The sequence below is a fragment of the Castellaniella hirudinis genome (assembly GCF_047468865.1).
In the GTDB taxonomy this organism is placed as follows: Bacteria; Pseudomonadota; Gammaproteobacteria; order Burkholderiales; family Burkholderiaceae_B; genus Castellaniella; species Castellaniella hirudinis_A.
This window is the reverse complement of record NZ_JBLGTV010000002.1, coordinates 338,650-355,836: the sequence shown is the minus strand read 5'-3', so window position 1 is coordinate 355,836 and position 17,187 is coordinate 338,650. Positions and strand designations below refer to the sequence as shown.

Sequence of the window (17,187 nt, the reverse complement as noted above, 5' to 3'; positions counted from 1 at the left end):
TTTTTTGCGTCCACCTCGCGGCCTGCAGGCCGCTCCGATTCGACCGGCACAGGACAGTCCTCAAGGGACTGTCCTGTGTCCGGTCTCATCCCTCTTTTTTCAAACGATCGTTTGATTTAGAATAAGGAGATTATTCAACAGGAGACAGCCCCATGCCCCACCCCCTTGCGGCCTCGTTGCACCAATCCATGGCGCTGCCGGTCATGGCAGCCCCCATGTTCATCGTATCCAACCCGGAACTGGTCATCGCCCAATGCGCCAGCGGCATCATCGGGTCGATGCCTGCCCTGAACGCCCGCCCTCAAAGCCAGCTGGACACCTGGCTCAGTCAGATCGAGGACGGCCTGGCCGCCCTGCGCAGCGCCCACCCGGATCGCCCCATCCCGCCCTACGCCATCAACCACATCATCCACCAATCCAACGACCGCCTGCAGGCCGACCTGGAAACCTGCGCGCGCCACCAAGTGCCGCTGATCATCACCAGCCTGCGCGCGCCCAACCAGGTGGTGGACGCCGTGCATGCCTGGGGCGGCAAGGTCTTTCATGATGTCACCACGCTGCGCCACGCGCAAAAAGCCATCGAGGCCGGGGTTGATGGCTTGATTCTGGTCTGCGCCGGGGCCGGCGGGCACGCGGGCACCCTGTCGCCCTTTGCCCTGTTGGGCGAAGTGCGGCGCATCTTCGATGGCCCGATCTGCCTGTCCGGTGCCATCAGCCGGGGCCAGGACGTCCTGGCGGCACGCGCCATGGGGGCGGATTTCGCCTATATCGGCACGCGCTTCATCGCCAGCACCGAGGCCCACGCCCAGCCCGAATACAAGCAAATGATTGTCGACAGCGCCGCCGCCGACATCGTTTACACCCCGTATTTCACCGGCATCCCCGGCAACTACCTGAAGCCCTGCATCCGCAACATCGGGCTGGACCCGGATCACCTGCCCGAAGCCCAAGGCACGAATTTCGGCAGCGACAGCAAAAAAGCCTGGCGTGACATCTGGGGCGCGGGCCAGGGCGTCGGCAACATCGACCGCACCCTGCCCACGGCGGACATCGTCGCCCAGTTGCGCGACGAATACCAACAGGCCCTGCTCTCCGTACAGGATCACTTTACGACCAAGGAGCGCGCATGATCCGCCTGAATCAAAACGGTCCGATCCTGGAAATCCAGATCGACCGGCCCGAGCGGCGCAACGCCCTGACCGATGCCATGTACCGCGAAATCGACCAGGCCCTGCAGGCGGCGCATGCCAGCCCCGATTGCGCGGCGGTCATCCTGCACGGCGCGGGCGGGCATTTCACCGCCGGCAACGACCTGGCCGAATTCCAGACCCTGCCCAGCACCAAGGACGTGGGCTCGATCGCCTTTCTGCATACCCTGGCGCGCATCGACATCCCCGTCATCGCCGCCGTGCAAGGCCAAGCCGTGGGCGTGGGCGTCACACTGCTGGCGCACTGCGACTTCGTCTATGCCGACCGCAGCGCCACATTTCATCTGCCCTTCGTCCCGCTGGGCCTGTGCCCCGAAGGAGCATCCAGTGTCCTGCTGCCCCGCCTGGCTGGCGCCCGGCGCGCCGCCCGCTGGCTGCTGCAGGCCCAGCCCTTCGACGCCGACGACGCCCTGGCCGGGCAACTGCTGACCGCTATCGCGGACGACGCCCTGGCCGCCGCCCGCGCTTGCGCCCAGTCGCTGGCCGCCCAGCCCATCCAGGCCGTCCGCGCCAGCAAGCGCCTGCTGCGCGCCCCCGACCGCCCCCAAGTGCACCAGGTTCTGGATGCCGAAGCCAATGTGTTCTTCGAACGCATCCAATCCGCCGAGGCCCAGGCCGCCTTCCGGCGCTTCTTTTCCCGCAAGAAACCCGCCTGACGCCTGCGGGGCGCGCGCCGCGCCCCGCGTCCACACGCTTTCCGCCGCAGCGCAGCCATCCTGTCATGACCACCCTTTTCAGCCTGCCATGACCGGGGCGCTGGCGGCACGACCGCCACTCCCGCATCGCAATGCCGCTTCGCCAAGACACCCGTCGCCAAGAAAACAGTCGTTTCTTTCCCACATTTTCGGCCAGAAACACAAGACTAGGGTTTACCCCTAGTTTTATTCTAGGGTTTACCCTATACTGTCCTTGTTGAAACCCGAAGCTTCTGAAACAGGAGTCTGTTGTGAATATTGTGACCACCCCTTCCCTGATGATGTCCGACGCCCTCGAACGCGCCTACGCCCACACGATCCTGAGCGAATCCCAGCCCCTGTCCCTGAAAAAGGGGCTGTCCGCGGTGGGCCGCACCCTGCGCCGGGGCGCCAAGGCCTTCGCCCGCGGCACCGCCGCCGTCATCAACGCCCAGGCCGAAGCACGCGCCCGCAGCATGCAATACACGCGCAGCCCCTGGTAAGCGCATCACCCCCGCGCGCCCGCGCGGCGACAAAAAAGCGGCATCGGCAGACCTGATGTCGCTTTTTTCGTTCCGAGCCCCGCTCTGGGCACCTGCACCTCCGCCGGCCCGGCCCCCGCACTCAGCGCTTCAGCAGGTTCTTCAGGCTGTTGAGCGTCCGATCCGGGTCCATCTCCGGCGCCTGGCCCGGCGCATCCGCCTGGGCCTGCAGACCCATCTCGGCGATAAACCGCGACGGTTCGCACATGACATCCTCGCGCCCCCGGCGGCGCTTGCGGCACCAACTGATCTGCAGGCTGCGCTGCGCCCGCGTAATCCCCACATACATCAAGCGGCGTTCTTCCTGGATGCGGCGCACCCGCGCCGCCATGGCGGCTTCGCTGGCATCGCCCTCGTCGTCCCCGCCGCGATGCGGCAATAGCCCTTCCTCGACCCCGATCAAATATACATGCGGGAATTCCAGCCCCTTGGACGCATGCAGGGTGGAGAGCTTGACCGCGTCTGGCTCCTCGTCGTCGGCGCGTTCCAGCATGGTCACCAGGGCCACGTGCTGCACCAGTTCCAGCACGGTCAGGTGATCCTCATCCGCCTTGCGCTTCAGCCACTCCACCAATTCCAGCACATTGCCCCAGCGGGCCTGCGCCTGACGTTCGTCCAGCAAATCGTACAAATGACGCTCGTAATCCATGGCCGCCAGCAAATCATCCAGCACGCGGGCGGCGGAATCCTCCCGCGCACCGTCGATGCCAACGGCCGCCCCGCCCAGGCCGGGCATCCGCTGCGCGGCCGGGGACGACGCCGCCGGCCCGCCGGCCTCGGCGGCCCCAAAAGCCGCATCGCCATCCACCGCCCCTGCCCGACTGGGCGCGGGGTCGGGATCAAACGCGGGTTCCAAATCGAAGGCCAGCAAGTCCCCCTGAACCGCCGCCCCCGGCAGCGCCGGGATCGCGCCGCCGCGGCGCGCGGCGCGGGCCTGGAAATGCCGCACCAGCTGGACAAAAGACTGCACCGCATGGCGCTGCCGCGCCACCGGCAGCAGGCCCTCGGTCGCCTGCGCGGCCACGGCGAACAGCGACACCCCCAGACGGGCGGCTTCGGTGCCCAGGGCCTGCAGGGTGTTCTGGCCGATGCCCCGCCGCGGCGTGGTGACGGCGCGGATAAAGGCGGGATCTTCGTCCTCGTTGGCCACCAGGCGCAACCAGGCCAGAATGTCGCGGATCTCGGTCTTGTCGAAAAAACTCTGTCCGCCAGACACCGTATAGGGAATGCGCAGCGTGCGCAGGGCCTGTTCCATCACCCGGGCCTGGTGGTTGCCGCGATACAGCACGGCGAAGTCCTTCCATTGCGCCTGGCGCTCGAAACGCGCCGCCGACAGGCGCATGGCGATGGATTCCGCCTCGATCAAATCCGAACCCATGGGGGTGACGCCGATGGGGTCGCCCACGCCCAATTCCGACCACAAGGTTTTGTCGAACGTTTTGGGATTATGGCCGATGACCTGGTTGGCCGCCTGCAGGATGCGCTGCACCGAACGGTAGTTCTGTTCCAGTTTGATGACCCGCAAACGCGGATAATCGCGCTCCAACTGGGCCAGGTTCTCGACGGTGGCCCCCCGCCAGGCATAGATGGCCTGATCATCGTCGCCCACCGCGGTGAGCATGGCGCGATCGCCGCACAACAGGCGCACCAGTTGGTACTGGCAGGCATTGGTGTCCTGGTACTCGTCCACCAGCAGATACTGCACCCGGGCCTGCCAGCGCTGGCGCACGGCATCGTCTTGCTGCAGCAGCTGCGCGGGCAGGCGGATCAGGTCATCGAAATCAACCGCCTGGTACGCCTTCAGCGTGGCTTCGTAACTGCGAAACACCCGCACGGCCTCGGCTTCGTCGGGCCCCACGGCGACGCGGGCCGCGGCGTCGGGGTCCAGCAAGGCGTTTTTCCACAAGGAAATCGTTTGCTGCACAGCCCGCAGACGGGCGCGGTCGGTGGTGGCCAGCAGTTCCTGGACAATGCCCTGGGCATCGGTGGCATCCAGAATGGAAAAGCCGCGCTTCAGGCCCAGATGGCTGGCTTCCTCGCGCATGAAACGCAGGCCCAGCGAATGGAACGTGCCCACGGTCAGGCCGCGCAGCAGCTTGGGGTTCACCAGGGTGCGCACGCGCTCGTTCATTTCGCGCGCGGCCTTGTTGGTGAAAGTCAGCGCCACCACGTGGCGCGCCTGATAGCCGCACTCGCGCAGCAGATACGCCATTTTGCGGGTGATCACCCGGGTCTTGCCGCTGCCCGCTCCGGCCAGCACCAGGCAGGGGCCGTCCAGGTACAAGACCGCCTCGTTCTGCCGCGCGTTGAGATCCATCCTCAGATTTCCTGCGGGTCGATCTCGACCCCCCAGCGCACGGCGCGGGCGGCGGGCAGACCGTCCAGCCGAGGCAGCAAGTCCTGCAGCAAGGTGTGCAGGGCCCGCCGTTGATCGGATTCGATCAACAGTTGGGCCCGCTCGACCCGGGCCACCCGCACCACCCGCAAAGGCACGGCATCGTACAGGCGCACGCCCGCCGCCTGCGGCAAGGCTTGGGCTTCTTCCAGCACCGCCCGCAAAAACCCCAGCGCATCGGCCAAGTGTGCGGCCTGCGCCGTCAGCAAGGCCTGATGGGAGAACGGCGGCAGCGACAGCGCCTGGCGCTCGGCCAACGCCGCCTGGGCGAAGCGCTGGTAATCATGCTTCAGCAAGGCCTGGTAGACCGATTGTTCGGGATAGTCCGTCTGCACCAGGACATCGGCCCCCGCCAGGCGCCGCCCCGCCCGCCCGGCCACCTGCATCAGCTGCGCGAACAGGCGCTCGGGCGCGCGAAAATCCTGGGCGAACAGCATGGCGTCCGCATTCAGCACCCCCACCAGGCCCAGACGGGCGAAATCGTGGCCCTTGGACACCATTTGCGTGCCCACCAGGATATCGGCCCGGCCATCGTGCACTTGGGCGAACAGGGCCTGGGCGCTGCCTTTGCGCCGCGTGGCATCGGCATCGATGCGCACGATCCGCGCCCGGGGATAGCGCTCGGCCAGGAATTCCTCGACCCGCTGGGTGCCGCGCCCCATGGGCTGCAAGTCCTGATCGCCGCACACCGGGCAGGCGCGCGGCACCGGCTGCGCATCGCCGCAGTGGTGGCACTGCAGCACCGGACGGCGCCCCGGCGCCCGGTGCAATACCGTATGGGCGGTGCACTGCCGGCACTGACTGACCCAGCCGCATGAGGCGCAGCGCAGCACGGGCGCATAGCCCCGGCGATTTAGAAACACCAGGCTTTGCTCGCCCTGTGCCAGCCGCTGATCCAGGGCCTGCAGCAGCTGCGGCGTAAACCCTTGTTCGAGCTGCGCCCGGCGGGTGTCCACCAGGCGAATGGCGGGCAGCGCCTGGGCCTGGGCCCGGTGCGCCAACGACACCAGCCGGTATTCGCCGCGCTGCGCCTGACGCCAGGATTCCAGCGACGGCGTGGCCGACCCCAGCACCACCGGAATGCCCAGGTCATGACCGCGCCAGACCGCCAAGTCGCGGGCGGAATACCGCAGGCCGTCCTGCTGCTTGTAGGACGGATCGTGTTCTTCGTCCACCACGATCAGGCCCAGGCGCGGCATGGGCGTCATCAAAGCCAGGCGCGTGCCCAGCAGCAGCCCCGCCTGGCCGCGCACCACCCGCAGCCAGGCGCGCAGCCGTTCGCCGTCGGCCAGGCGGCTGTGCAGCATGGCCAGGCCGCCCGGCCCCAGATCCAGGCGGGCGCGCACGACCTGTTCCAACTGCGGGGTCAGATTGATTTCGGGCACCAGCAGCAGCACCTGGCGGCCCTGGGCCAGCACTTGGCGGGCCAGGCGCAGGTAGAGTTCGGTCTTGCCGCTGCCGGTGACACCGTGCAGCAGCGCCACCCCGCGGCCCTGGGCCAGCAGGGCCTGCAAAGCCGCCAGGGCCTGCCGCTGGCCGGGCGTGAGCGTCGGGGGCGGAACGGCCGCCGGCTGGCCCGAAGCCGCCGTGCCCGGACGCCGGTCGGCCCGGCACACCGGCCCGCCGGCCGCCCGCGCACCGGTATAAGCGGCAGGCTGGCGCAGGCTGGGCGGCAAGGCGGGCAAGGCAACCTCGCCCAGGGGGCGGTGATAATACCGGGCGGCAAAATCCACCAGGCGCAGCCAGTCGCCGTCCAAGGGCGGCAGATCGTCCAGCACGGCCTCGATGGCGCGCACCCGATCCGCCGCCACCTGCGGGCCGGCCCGCACAGCCCAGACCAGGCCCACCATCATCCGCCGGCCAAATTGCACCCGCACCCGCACGCCCGGGGCCACCGGCGCCTCGTGCCAGTAGTCGAACAGCCCGGGCAGCGGCACATCCAGGGCCACCGCCAGATAGACTCTGGCCTCAGTCATGACATCCCGATTCAGCATACGGCGCCGGGACCGCCTGTGGATAACTTTGTGGAGAACATGGGTGCAATAACACCAAGTGCGTGATCACGCGAACGTCAAGACCTGATATAAATACAGTGTTTGAAGAATATCTGTTATTAATCAGATAGATATAAATAAAAAACAGAATGGTTCACGAATTGTCGGTATAAACCCTAGCTGATTGAAAATTGTGCATAAACACGGCAATTGCAGCCGCGGATTGCGGATCCGGCCGGGACGCCCCCAAGGAACGCCCTCCGGGCGTCCTGGCCAGGACACTAGGCGTGATACGCCCTGCTGGCGGCATGCACTTCATCGACCAGCGACAGCACGGCGTCCGGCGGCGTGAACTGGGAAATCCCGTGGCCCAGATTGAACACGTGCCCGCCGCCGCCGACGGCGCCAAAATCGGCCAGCACCCGGCGAACCTCGGCGCGAATGGCGGCATCGCCGCCAAACAGAGCCATGGGATCCAGATTGCCCTGCAGGGCGACTTGGTCGCCCACCAGCCGGCGGGCCGTGGACAGCCGGGCGGTCCAGTCGAGCCCCACGGCATCGCAACCCGACTGGGCGATATCGGCCACCCATTGCCCGCCGCCCTTGGTAAAGACAATGGCGGGAATGCGCTGGCCTTCGTGTTCGCGCAACAGGCCATCCAGCACCTGGCGCGTGTAGTGCAGCGAAAACTGCTGGAACAGGCCATCGGCCAGCACCCCGCCCCAGCTGTCGAAAATCATCACCGCCTGGGCGCCCGCGCGGATTTGCGCATTGAGATAGGCCTGCACCGCCTGGGCGTTGACCTGCAGGATGTGCTGGAGGAGATCCGGGCGCTGATACAGCAGGGTCTTGATCTGACGGTAATCGGTGCTGCCCTGGCCTTCGACCATGTAACAGGCCAGGGTCCAGGGGCTGCCGGAAAACCCGATCAGGGGCACCGCGCCGTCCAGTTCGCGGCGGATCAGGGATACGGCGTCAAACACATAGCGCAGGTGATCGAGATCGGGCGCCTGCAAGGCCCGGATGGCGGCCTCGTCGCGCAAGGGGCGCTCGAAGCGCGGGCCCTCGCCCGCCACGAACTGCAGGCCCAGGCCCATGGCGTCCGGGATGGTGAGGATATCGGAAAACAGAATGGCCGCGTCCAGGGCAAAGCGGCGCAGGGGTTGCAACGTGACTTCGCAGGCGTATTCCGGGCTTTGCGCCAGATTCAGGAACGACCCGGCCTGGGCGCGCGTCTGGTTGTATTCGGGCAGGTAGCGGCCCGCCTGGCGCATCATCCAGATGGGGGTGTAGGGAACAGGCTGGCGCAGCAGCGCCCGCAAAAAAACGTCGTTTTTCAGTGTGGTCACGTGGGATTTTCCTGTGGCCTATTGCATGAGCCATGCAATATCGGCTGGGTCATGGGGGTGAACCCTGGATTTTACCCGCCCTGGACGGGAACGGGCCATCGTCTTCGATCCGATAGGGCGCCGCGTCGATATTGTGCTTGCGCATCAGCGTCCAAAACGCCCGCCGGTGCTTCTGGGCCATGCGGGCCGCCAGGGTGACATTGCCCCCGTGGCGACCCAGCGCCGCCCGGATATAGGCCCGTTCAAAGCGGGCCACCACCTGGTTCTTGGCCTCTCGGAAAGAGTCCTGGGTGGTGGCCCGCTGCATGGCCAGGGCCACGGCATAGGCTTCCAGTTCGGCCCCGGAGCGATCCAAGATGCTGCGGCACAGATCGGCCTCCGTCAGGGCTGGATCGGCCAGCCGGGCCGTGGCCTGGCCGTAATCCGGCTGGGGCTCGGCGATGCGCACAGGCGCCAGCCGGTGCAGGGCCGCCTGCAGACGGGCGCGCAGTTCTTCCGGGCAAAACGGCGGCCGGACAAAATCGGCCACCCCCAGGGTGATCAGGTCGTGCACGGCCTGAGCGCGCAAACCCACCGCATACGCCAGCAGCACGGCGGGCAGTCGGCCCGCCCGGGCGGACAGCACGGTGCGCCAGGTGGACAGCGAGGTCTCGTCGGCATACAGCAGCCCGGCGTCGTAGCGCCCTCGCGCCAAGGCGGGATCGGCCAGCAAGGCCTGGGCGGTTGTCTGCTGCGGCTGCAAGGCATGCAGGTGCAGCCGCCCCCCGAGATGCGCCCCCTGCAGCGCGTGAACCCAGTCTCCCCGACCCGGGGCCAGCAAAGCGCAATCCAGTCGTTCTCGCATGTCCAGTCTCCCTTTTGTCCTGTGTGCAATGGAAAACCACAGGATAGGCAAGCACGCGACAGGGCAATAGTCGCACAACTACGTCAGTGATAACCCTAGGTCAGCAGATGAATCCACCGGATTCAGTGAAAACTGCTGGATTTCGATAATTTTCAGAATTTCTCACTGAAACCACGGTGATAGCATGGCACCAATTTTTAATCGGGTACGCAGGAGATTCACTTGGAAACCCTTACTTCTCTGGTCAACCAGATCAATGGCCTGGTCTGGGGCCCGCCCATGCTGGTGCTTATCCTGGGCACAGGCTTTTTCTTGATGGTTCTGCTGAAATTGATGCCGCTGCGGCGCATCGGCACGGGGTTCGCCATGATCTGGCGCGGCCGCCGCCGAGGCGACAAAAGCACCGGCGAAATCAGTCCCTTCGAGGCGCTGATGACCTGCCTGGCCGCCACGGTCGGCACCGGCAACATCGCCGGGGTGGCCACCGCCATCGCGCTGGGCGGCCCGGGCGCTTTGTTCTGGATGTGGTGCACGGCGCTGGTCGGCATGGCCACCAAATACGCCGAAGTCGTGGTGGCGGTACATTTCCGCGAAAAAGACGAGCACGGCGAACATTCCGGCGGCCCCATGTACGCCATCAAGAACGGCCTGGGCCGCAAATGGCTGTGGCTGGGTTTCGCCTTCGCCATTTTCGGCGGCTTCGCCGGCTTTGGCATCGGCAACATGGTGCAAGTCAACAGCATGGCTCTGGCGCTGGAATCCACCTTTTCCGTGCCCACCTGGATCACCGGCGTGGTCACCATGGTGCTGATCGGCCTGGTGATTCTGGGCGGCATCAAGCGCATCGGGGCCGTGGCGGCTTCGCTGGTGCCGACCATGTGCGTGGCCTATGTGGTGGCCGGCCTGGCGGTGCTCATCGTCAATGTGGATCGCATCCCCGGCGCCCTGGATCTGATCTTCACCCACGCGTTCTCGCCCATCGCCGCCACCGGCGGCTTTGCCGGGGCCGCCGTGATGGCCGCCATCCGCTTTGGCGTGGCGCGCGGGATTTTCTCCAACGAAGCCGGCCTGGGGTCGGCCGGGATCGCCCAGGCGGCGGGCACCACCAGCAACGCGGTGGAATCGGGCCTGATCGGGATGATGGGCACCTTCATCGACACCATCATTATCTGCAGCATCACCGGCCTGGCCATCGTGTGCTCGGGGGTCTGGAGCTCGGGCGAAAGCGGCGCGGCCCTGTCGGCGGCGGCCTTCGAGGTTTCGCTGCCCGGCATCGGCGGCATCATCCTGACGCTCTCCCTGGTCATCTTCGCCTTTACCACGATTCTGGGCTGGAGCTACTACGGCGAAAAATGCTGGGAATTCCTGCTGGGCGCGAAATCCACTCTGCCTTATCGCATCGTGTGGGTGGTCGCCATCCCGTTCGGCGCCATCACCCAACTGGACTTCGCCTGGCTGCTGGCCGACACCCTGAACGGCCTGATGGCGCTGCCCAACCTGGCCTCGCTGATCCTGTTGAGCCCGCTCATCGTCAAGCTCACGCGCGATTATTTCCGGGGCCAGAAAACGGCACTCAGCGCCCAGGCCCGGTAAAGCCCGCGATCCATCCGCCGCCCTCGGGCGGGCGGATCGGGTTCGATCCTTGAAACCATGCGGCCACTAGGGTGATTCCGGGTGCAGCCCGCCGACGGGGACTGTTAACATCCCCAGTCTGTCTCCGCTGCACTTTAAGGAATACACACCATGAAAATGACCCAATGGCTGGCCACCGCGGCCCTCGCTGCGGCCACTGTGGCTGCGGGTGCCGCCCACGCCGACACCAAATTCATCAATATCCTGACCGGCGGCCAGAGCGGGGTGTACTACCCCATGGGTGTGGCCTTGTCCCAAATCTACAACAAGCAGATTCCCGACGCCAAATCCACCGCCCAGGTCACCAAGGCCTCGGCCGAAAACATGAATCTCATCCAGGCGGGCCGCGGCGAACTGGCCTTTGCCCTGGCCGATACCGTATCCGATGCCTACACTGGCAACACCGAGGCCGGCTTCAAGGCCCCGCTGAAAGACCTGCGCGGCATGACCGCCACCTATAACAACTACATCCAGATCGTGGCCAACGCCGAGTCGGGCATCAAGACCCTGGCCGACCTCAAAGGCAAGCGCATTTCCGTCGGGGCGGCCCGCTCGGGCACCGAACTCAACGCGCGGGCCGTGCTCAAGGCCGCCGGGCTGTCCTACGACGATTTCTCCAAGGTCGAATACCTGCCTTTCGGCGAATCCGTCGAACTCATGAAAAACCGCCAACTGGACGTGACGCTGCAATCGGCCGGCCTGGGGGTGTCCTCCATCCGCGACCTGGCCACATCGGTCAAGATCGCCGTGGTGCCCATCCCCGCCGATGTCGTCGCCAAGATCAACAATCCGGCCTATCAGCCCGCCACCATCCCGGCGGATACCTATGAAGGCATGGCCGACAGCGTGCCCACCGTCGCGGTGCCCAACTTCCTGATCACCTCGGCCGCAGTGCCCGACGACCTGGTCTACCAGATGACCAAGGTCTTCTACGAGCAGCTGGACACGCTGAAAGCCACGCACAATTCGGCCAAGACTATCGAACGCGCCAACGCTCTGAAGGGCATGCCCGTGCCCGTGCACCCCGGCGCGGAGCGCTACTACAAAGAAGTCGGCCTCATCCAATAAGACCGGCCCCCTGCACCGCAAGGCCCCCGGCCCCCTCTGGACACCCGCCCGAGGGGGCTTGTTCAGTCTCCATCCCCAGGAACCCGAAACATGAGTTCTGCTCACGATCTTGCGGACAAACCCATGTCGCGCAGCATTTTCTGGATTGCCGTCGCATTTTCCTGCTTCCAGATATGGACCGCCGCTTACAGCCCGCTGTCCAGCCAGGTCATCCGCGCCATCCACGTCGGTTTCGTCCTGCTGATGATTTTCACCCTGTACGCCCGCAGCGGGCGCTTCGGGGCCGCCATCGGCTGGACGCTGGGGACGCTGGGCTTTGTCATCAGCCTGTATCACTGGGTCTATGAATCCGACCTCACCGCCCGCGCCGGCCAGATGACGAACGAAGACATGGTGGTGGGGATCATCACCATCGCGCTGGTGTTCGAGGCCACGCGCCGCATGATGGGCTGGGCGCTGCCCATCATCTGCGGCCTGTTCCTGGCCTACGGGCTGTTCGGCCAATATATCCCCGGGCCCTTCATGCACCGCGGCTACGGGCTGGATCAGATCGTCGGCACCCTGAGCTTCGGGGTCGAAGGCATCTACGGGACCCCCACCTACGTCTCGTCCACCTACATCTATCTGTTCATCCTGTTCGGGGCTTTCCTGGAGCAGGCCGGGATGATCCAGCTGTTCAGCGATTTTTCCATGGGCCTGGTGGGCCACACCCGCGGCGGTCCGGCCAAGGTCTCGGTGGTCAGTTCGGGCCTGATGGGCACCATCAACGGCTCGGGAGTGGCCAACGTGGTCACCACCGGACAGTTCACCATCCCCCTGATGAAACGCTTCGGCTATTCACCCGCCTTTGCCGGCGGGGTCGAGGCCACAGCCAGCATGGGCGGGCAGATCATGCCGCCGGTGATGGGGGCCGTGGCCTTCATCATGGCGGAAACCCTGAACATCCCCTACGTCGAGGTCGTCAAGGCCGCCATCATCCCGGCCATTCTGTATTTCGCCACCGCTTTCCTGACCGTCCACCTGGAAGCCGGACGCCGCGGCCTGCACGGCCTGGCCAAGGCGGACTGCCCCAACCCCTGGGCCGCCGTGCGGCGGCAATGGTATCTGCTGCTGCCCCTCATCGGCCTGGTGGTGCTGCTGTTCTCGGGCTATACGCCGCTGTTTTCCGGCACGGTCGGCCTGGGGCTGACCGTCATCCTGATCTTCGGCGCCGCCGTGATCCAGGGCGCCCGCCCGCCGCTGCTGCGCTATCTGTTCTGGCTGCTGCTGGGCATCGCCTGCGCCGGCTTCGTCCAATTCGGCGTCACCGACTTTTTCGTCATCGTGGCGGTGCTGACACTGATCCTGCTGGCGCGGCGCTCCGGGCACGGCACCCTGAAGCTGGCGCTCAACTCATTGGCCGAGGGCGCGCGCAATGCCTTGTCCGTCGCCTGCGCCTGCGCCCTGGTCGGGGTCATCATCGGCATCATCAACCTGACCGGCGTGGCTGCCGAATTCGGCGGCCAGGTCATCGCCATCGGCGAAGACAGCCTGTTCCTGGCCCTGTTCCTGACCATGCTCACCTGCCTGGTGCTGGGCATGGGAATACCCACCATCCCCAACTACATCATCACCAGTTCGCTGGCGGCGCCCATCCTGCTGAACCTGGGGGTGCCGCTGATCGTTTCTCACATGTTCGTGTTCTATTTCGGCATCATGGCCGACCTGACCCCGCCGGTGGCGCTGGCCGCTTTCGCCGCCGCCCCCATCGCGCGCGAGAACGGCCTGAAGATCAGCATCCAGGCCTTGCGCGTGGCCGCCGCAGGCTTCGTGGCGCCCTACATGGCGGTGTACGCCCCCGCCCTGATGCTGCAAGAGGGCACCCTCTGGGATACGGCCTACATCGTGTTCAAGGCCCTGCTGGCCATCACCCTGTGGGCGGCCGGGCTGACGGGCTATCTCAAATCCCGCCTGCACTGGGCCGAACGCCTCTACATCGTCCTGGCCGCCGCGTTCCTGGTGGCCGCCAGCCCCCTGAGCGACGACATCGGCTTTGCCGCCACGGCCGTGTTCCTGGTCTGGCACTGGCTGCGCAGCCGCCGCCAAGGGCCCGACATCCAGGCCGCCTGATGCCTCCCGGCATCCTGGGCGTTTGCCTGACGCTGGCGGCGGCCCCGGCACTGCCGCCACGCGTCATCCCCGTCCAGGCCTTTACCCTGGCCTGGACCCACTCCATCGAGAAAACCCGCTGGGAAGAAGACTACCGCGTACAGCGCGACGCGGCAGGCCTGCCGGTTCTGGTGGCGGGCCAGGCGCGCATTCTGGGATCCGGGGCGGGGATGGATCCGCCGCCCGACGCCGTGCACCATGCTGATGGCTGGTACAGCTACCAGCCCAAAACCGCGCCATTGCGCCAGCTGCGGCTGACCCGATCGCCTTATACCGCCGATTACGACTGGTGCGTGCAAGGGCGCTGCGTGCCGCTGCGGGCGCTGATGCCCACCGACGGGGACGTCACGCTGCTGCGGCCCTGCGCGCTTGAACGTCCCCCCGAAAACTCGGAGTAAGCCGGTTTTTGCACACCGCGTACCCCTGGCTTTAAAACTCGGTATCATCAACTTTTTCAGCTGATTGCTCGTTATGGAGTCTGCCGCCGCCCTCGCGCCCGCCGGGTCGCCATTGCACCAGCACTGGCAGGCTGAGGCCGTGCGCCTGCGCGAAGCCCACTGGGGCCCGCTGGAAGACACTGTCGCCTGCCAACAAGCCCTGCGCCAGCCCGCCGACCTGCAGCAGCGCATCCTGGCGCGGGCCGCCTGGCTGGCCGGGCAAGGCCCGCTGCAGGCCAGCCTGCGGCAATGGACAACGGCCGCCCGCTGGGCCCTGGCGGCGCTGTGGCTGGGGGCGGTGCTGGCCGGGGCCGGGGCCGTCCTCGGCGTGCTGGGCCGCCCCGACGGCACGGTCAATCTGGCCCTGGCCCTGCTGGGCCTGCTGGGCCTGCACACCCTGATGCTGCTGATCTGGCTGGCCAGCTGTCTGCCCGGCCTGCCCGCCACGGGCACCACCCTGTCGCAGGGCTGGCTGTGGCTGACCCGGAAAATCGCCCGGGGCCCCGATGCCGCCCTGGCCGCGCAGGCGTTTCTCTCCCTGCTGTCGCGCACGCGGGCCTGGAAGCCCGCGCTGGGCCTGTTCAGCCACGGCGCCTGGACGGCATTCTTCGCCGGCGCCCTCCCCTGCCTGTTGCTGCTGCTCAGTACCCGCAGCTATACCTTTTACTGGGAAACCACCCTACTGTCGCCGGATACGTTCCTGACCCTCAGCCATTGGCTGGGCAGCGTGCCGCACGCGCTGGGGTTTCCACTGCCCAGCGGCCAGTCCGTCGCGCAAAGCATGGCCGCCACCTCGGCGCCCGCCCCGGTGCAGGCGCAGTGGTCCTGGTGGCTGATCGGCTGCCTGACGGTCTGGGGCCTGCTGCCCCGGGTGATTGGGCTGGCAGTTTGCGGGCTGTGGCTGCGCCTGCGCATCCGCCGGCTGCGCATCGACCCCGACTTGCCCGGCTGGCTCGAACTGCGCGAGCGCCTGCTGCCCACCCACCAGGCCCTGGGGGTGGATCGCCCGGCGGGACGCCCCGATGCGCCGCTGCCCGGTCAGGGCCGTGCCCGGCAGGCCGCCCGGCACGCCGCCGTCCTGGCCTACGAACTGGGCGCGGACATCCCCTGGCCCCCGGTCGGCCTGCCGGACGCCATCGACGATCTGGGCCGCTGCGACAGCCGCGCGGATCGCGCCCGCATCCGTCAACAGCCACCGGCCCGGCACCTGCTGCTGGTCTGCGACGCCCGCCTGACGCCGGATCGCGGCGCCGCCGCCTGGTTCAACGAATTGCGCCACACCAGCGCCGACTTCCAAATCCTGTGCCTGGCAGGCAGCCCCTCGCGGCGCCTGGTCTGGCAACAGTTCTTGTCCCAACACGCCTTGCCCCAGGCCGCCGGTTTCGACAGCTGGCTGGCGCATCTCGGAAGTCCCGCCCATGACTGAAACCCCCGCTCCCATCGACCTAGCGGTCGTTGGCCATACCAACACCGGCAAGACATCGCTGTTGCGCACCCTGCTGCGCGACGAACAGTTCGGCGAAGTCGCGGACGAGCCCGGCACCACCCGGCATGTCGAAAGCGCCCGGCTGCTGTCCAGCAACGGCCAGCCCATGCTGATTTTGCGCGACACCCCGGGGCTGGAGGACGCCATGGGCGTGCTGGACTACCTGGATCAGCTGATCGCCCCCGACGAGCGCCTGGATGGGCCCGACCGCATCCAGCGCCTGCTGGACAGCCCCGAGGCCGCCGAACGCTTCGAGCAGGAATGCCGCGTGCTGGCGGCGGTGCTGTCCGTCGACGCGGCCCTGTATGTGATCGACGTGCGCGACCCCGTGCTGCCCAAGCACCGCGACGAACTGGCCCTGCTGGCGGCCTGCGGACGCCCCATTCTGCCGGTGCTCAACTTTACCCGCAGCCCCCTGGCCAACGTCATCGACTGGCGCGACGCCCTGGCGCGCCTGGGCCTGCACGCGACGGTGGACTTCGATACCGTGGCGCCCGCGCTGGACGGCGAAAGCCAGTTGCTCGACCGTCTGGCGTTGATGCTGGATCAGCAGGCGCCCGGGCTGATGGCCCTGCGCACCGATCTGGGCCAGCAGCGCCTGAAGCGCCTGCAGGACGCCACCCGCCTGATCGCCGAGTTGCTCATGGATGCCGCCGCCCTGCGCCTGCCCAGCCTGCACGACCCCGCCGACCTGGCCACCATGACGCTGGTTCTGCGCAAGCGCACGCGCGAACGCGAGCAAAGCTGCGTCCACGCGCTGCTCAAGCGTTATCGGTTCAGCAAGTCCACTTTCCCGCACCACCCCCTGCCCCTGGAAGGCGAACGCTGGGGCATGGATCTGTTCAGCCCACTGGCGCTGCGCGAGTTCGGCATCAAGGTCAGCAAGGGCCTGGCCACCGGCGCCGTGGCGGGCGCGACGGTGGACGTCCTCACCGGCGGCCTCAGTCTGGGCACGGCCACCCTGCTGGGGGCCGCCATCGGCGGGGTCTGGCAGGGCGCCAACCAATGGGGCAAGCGCCTGATCGGCAAACTGGCCGGCCAAGTGGAAATGACCGTGGACGACCCCGTGCTGCATCTGCTGGGCTTGCGCCAGCTGGCCCTGGTGCGCGCCCTGGAATGCCGGGGCCATGCCGCCATGCGGCCCATCAGCCAGGATCTGATGGCCCGAACCGACCCGCCGGGCCGCGCCCCGGAAGGCGACCCGGCGGCGGCCGGCGACGACGAGGCCGCGCCCGAGCCCCCCAACCACCTGCCGCCCGCCGTGCAGACCATCCTCAACGAGGCCCGCAGCCACCCGGGCTGGTCCACCATCGGCGAAGCCCCCACCCCGGATCCGCAGCGGGAATTGCTGATCGGCCAGATGGCCCACGCTTTGTTCCTGACACTCTGACGCCCGGCGGAGAAACGCCG

At 67.0% G+C, this 17,187-nt stretch carries 13 protein-coding genes; 9 read left to right on the top strand and 4 right to left on the bottom strand.

The features are described from left to right. Positions 1-152: 152 nt before the first annotated feature. The 3 genes from ACMHYJ_RS05210 (at position 153) to ACMHYJ_RS05200 (ending at position 2,385) form a co-directional block, all read left to right on the top strand. On the top strand, positions 153-1,130 hold the full coding sequence (locus ACMHYJ_RS05210; RefSeq protein ID WP_414245141.1) for an NAD(P)H-dependent flavin oxidoreductase: 978 nt from the start codon (positions 153-155) through the stop codon (positions 1,128-1,130). Continuing rightward, positions 1,127-1,864, top strand: a complete 738-nt coding sequence (locus tag ACMHYJ_RS05205) for an enoyl-CoA hydratase/isomerase family protein (protein WP_414245140.1) — start codon at positions 1,127-1,129, stop codon at positions 1,862-1,864. Before ACMHYJ_RS05210 ends, ACMHYJ_RS05205 begins: the two co-directional genes overlap by 4 nt. Before the next feature lie 290 nt (positions 1,865-2,154). After that, a complete protein-coding gene (locus ACMHYJ_RS05200; protein ID WP_414245139.1) occupies positions 2,155-2,385 on the top strand; it encodes a hypothetical protein in 231 nt (76 codons plus the stop codon). A gap of 121 nt (positions 2,386-2,506) precedes the next feature. Here ACMHYJ_RS05200 and ACMHYJ_RS05195 read toward each other — a convergent pair whose 3' ends face one another. The 4 genes from ACMHYJ_RS05195 to ACMHYJ_RS05180 all read right to left on the bottom strand — a co-directional run bounded on the left by ACMHYJ_RS05195 (position 2,507) and on the right by ACMHYJ_RS05180 (position 9,006). Beyond that, entirely contained in the window at positions 2,507-4,741 is a 2,235-nt protein-coding gene (locus tag ACMHYJ_RS05195; RefSeq protein ID WP_414245138.1) for a UvrD-helicase domain-containing protein, read from the bottom strand. A 2-nt stretch (positions 4,742-4,743) separates the two neighbouring features. After that, complete coding sequence (locus ACMHYJ_RS05190; RefSeq protein WP_414245137.1) at positions 4,744-6,795, bottom strand: primosomal protein N'; 2,052 nt, start codon at positions 6,793-6,795, stop codon at positions 4,744-4,746. Between the two features lie 299 nt (positions 6,796-7,094). Further along, entirely contained in the window at positions 7,095-8,162 is a 1,068-nt protein-coding gene (gene hemE, locus ACMHYJ_RS05185; RefSeq protein ID WP_414245136.1) for a uroporphyrinogen decarboxylase, read from the bottom strand. A gap of 49 nt (positions 8,163-8,211) precedes the next feature. Then, positions 8,212-9,006, bottom strand: a complete 795-nt coding sequence (locus tag ACMHYJ_RS05180) for a helix-turn-helix domain-containing protein (RefSeq protein ID WP_414245135.1) — start codon at positions 9,004-9,006, stop codon at positions 8,212-8,214. Between the two features lie 279 nt (positions 9,007-9,285). On the opposite strand from ACMHYJ_RS05180, the gene ACMHYJ_RS05175 reads away from it, so the two are divergent. The 6 genes from ACMHYJ_RS05175 (at position 9,286) to ACMHYJ_RS05150 (ending at position 17,167) form a co-directional block, all read left to right on the top strand. Further along, positions 9,286-10,599 (top strand): alanine/glycine:cation symporter family protein, encoded by a 1,314-nt coding sequence (locus ACMHYJ_RS05175; protein ID WP_414245205.1) that lies wholly within the window; start codon positions 9,286-9,288, stop codon positions 10,597-10,599. A 150-nt stretch (positions 10,600-10,749) separates the two neighbouring features. Continuing rightward, positions 10,750-11,706 (top strand): TAXI family TRAP transporter solute-binding subunit, encoded by a 957-nt coding sequence (locus tag ACMHYJ_RS05170; RefSeq protein WP_414245134.1) that lies wholly within the window; start codon positions 10,750-10,752, stop codon positions 11,704-11,706. 90 nt (positions 11,707-11,796) lie between these two features. Further along, positions 11,797-13,815 carry a TRAP transporter permease gene (locus ACMHYJ_RS05165; protein WP_414245133.1) on the top strand — a complete coding sequence of 673 codons (2,019 nt, stop codon included), beginning with the start codon at positions 11,797-11,799 and terminating at the stop codon, positions 13,813-13,815. Then, positions 13,815-14,252 (top strand): DUF1850 domain-containing protein, encoded by a 438-nt coding sequence (locus tag ACMHYJ_RS05160; RefSeq protein WP_414245132.1) that lies wholly within the window; start codon positions 13,815-13,817, stop codon positions 14,250-14,252. Before ACMHYJ_RS05165 ends, ACMHYJ_RS05160 begins: the two co-directional genes overlap by 1 nt. A gap of 73 nt (positions 14,253-14,325) precedes the next feature. Continuing rightward, positions 14,326-15,717 (top strand): DUF2868 domain-containing protein, encoded by a 1,392-nt coding sequence (locus tag ACMHYJ_RS05155; protein ID WP_414245131.1) that lies wholly within the window; start codon positions 14,326-14,328, stop codon positions 15,715-15,717. Then, positions 15,710-17,167 carry a GTPase/DUF3482 domain-containing protein gene (locus ACMHYJ_RS05150; RefSeq protein WP_414245130.1) on the top strand — a complete coding sequence of 486 codons (1,458 nt, stop codon included), beginning with the start codon at positions 15,710-15,712 and terminating at the stop codon, positions 17,165-17,167. The genes ACMHYJ_RS05155 and ACMHYJ_RS05150 overlap by 8 nt, the downstream gene beginning before the upstream one ends. Positions 17,168-17,187 lie beyond the last annotated feature (20 nt).

Coding starts and splice junctions, on each gene's coding strand:
- ACMHYJ_RS05210 (WP_414245141.1), top strand. CDS start 153: ATGCCCCACCCCCTTGCGGCCTCGTTGCACCAATCCATGGCGCTGCCG.
- ACMHYJ_RS05205 (WP_414245140.1), top strand. CDS start 1,127: ATGATCCGCCTGAATCAAAACGGTCCGATCCTGGAAATCCAGATCGAC.
- ACMHYJ_RS05195 (WP_414245138.1), bottom strand. CDS start 4,741: ATGGATCTCAACGCGCGGCAGAACGAGGCGGTCTTGTACCTGGACGGC.
- ACMHYJ_RS05190 (WP_414245137.1), bottom strand. CDS start 6,795: ATGACTGAGGCCAGAGTCTATCTGGCGGTGGCCCTGGATGTGCCGCTG.
- ACMHYJ_RS05180 (WP_414245135.1), bottom strand. CDS start 9,006: ATGCGAGAACGACTGGATTGCGCTTTGCTGGCCCCGGGTCGGGGAGAC.
- ACMHYJ_RS05175 (WP_414245205.1), top strand. CDS start 9,286: ATGCTGGTGCTTATCCTGGGCACAGGCTTTTTCTTGATGGTTCTGCTG.
- ACMHYJ_RS05170 (WP_414245134.1), top strand. CDS start 10,750: ATGAAAATGACCCAATGGCTGGCCACCGCGGCCCTCGCTGCGGCCACT.
- ACMHYJ_RS05165 (WP_414245133.1), top strand. CDS start 11,797: ATGAGTTCTGCTCACGATCTTGCGGACAAACCCATGTCGCGCAGCATT.
- ACMHYJ_RS05160 (WP_414245132.1), top strand. CDS start 13,815: ATGCCTCCCGGCATCCTGGGCGTTTGCCTGACGCTGGCGGCGGCCCCG.
- ACMHYJ_RS05155 (WP_414245131.1), top strand. CDS start 14,326: ATGGAGTCTGCCGCCGCCCTCGCGCCCGCCGGGTCGCCATTGCACCAG.
- ACMHYJ_RS05150 (WP_414245130.1), top strand. CDS start 15,710: ATGACTGAAACCCCCGCTCCCATCGACCTAGCGGTCGTTGGCCATACC.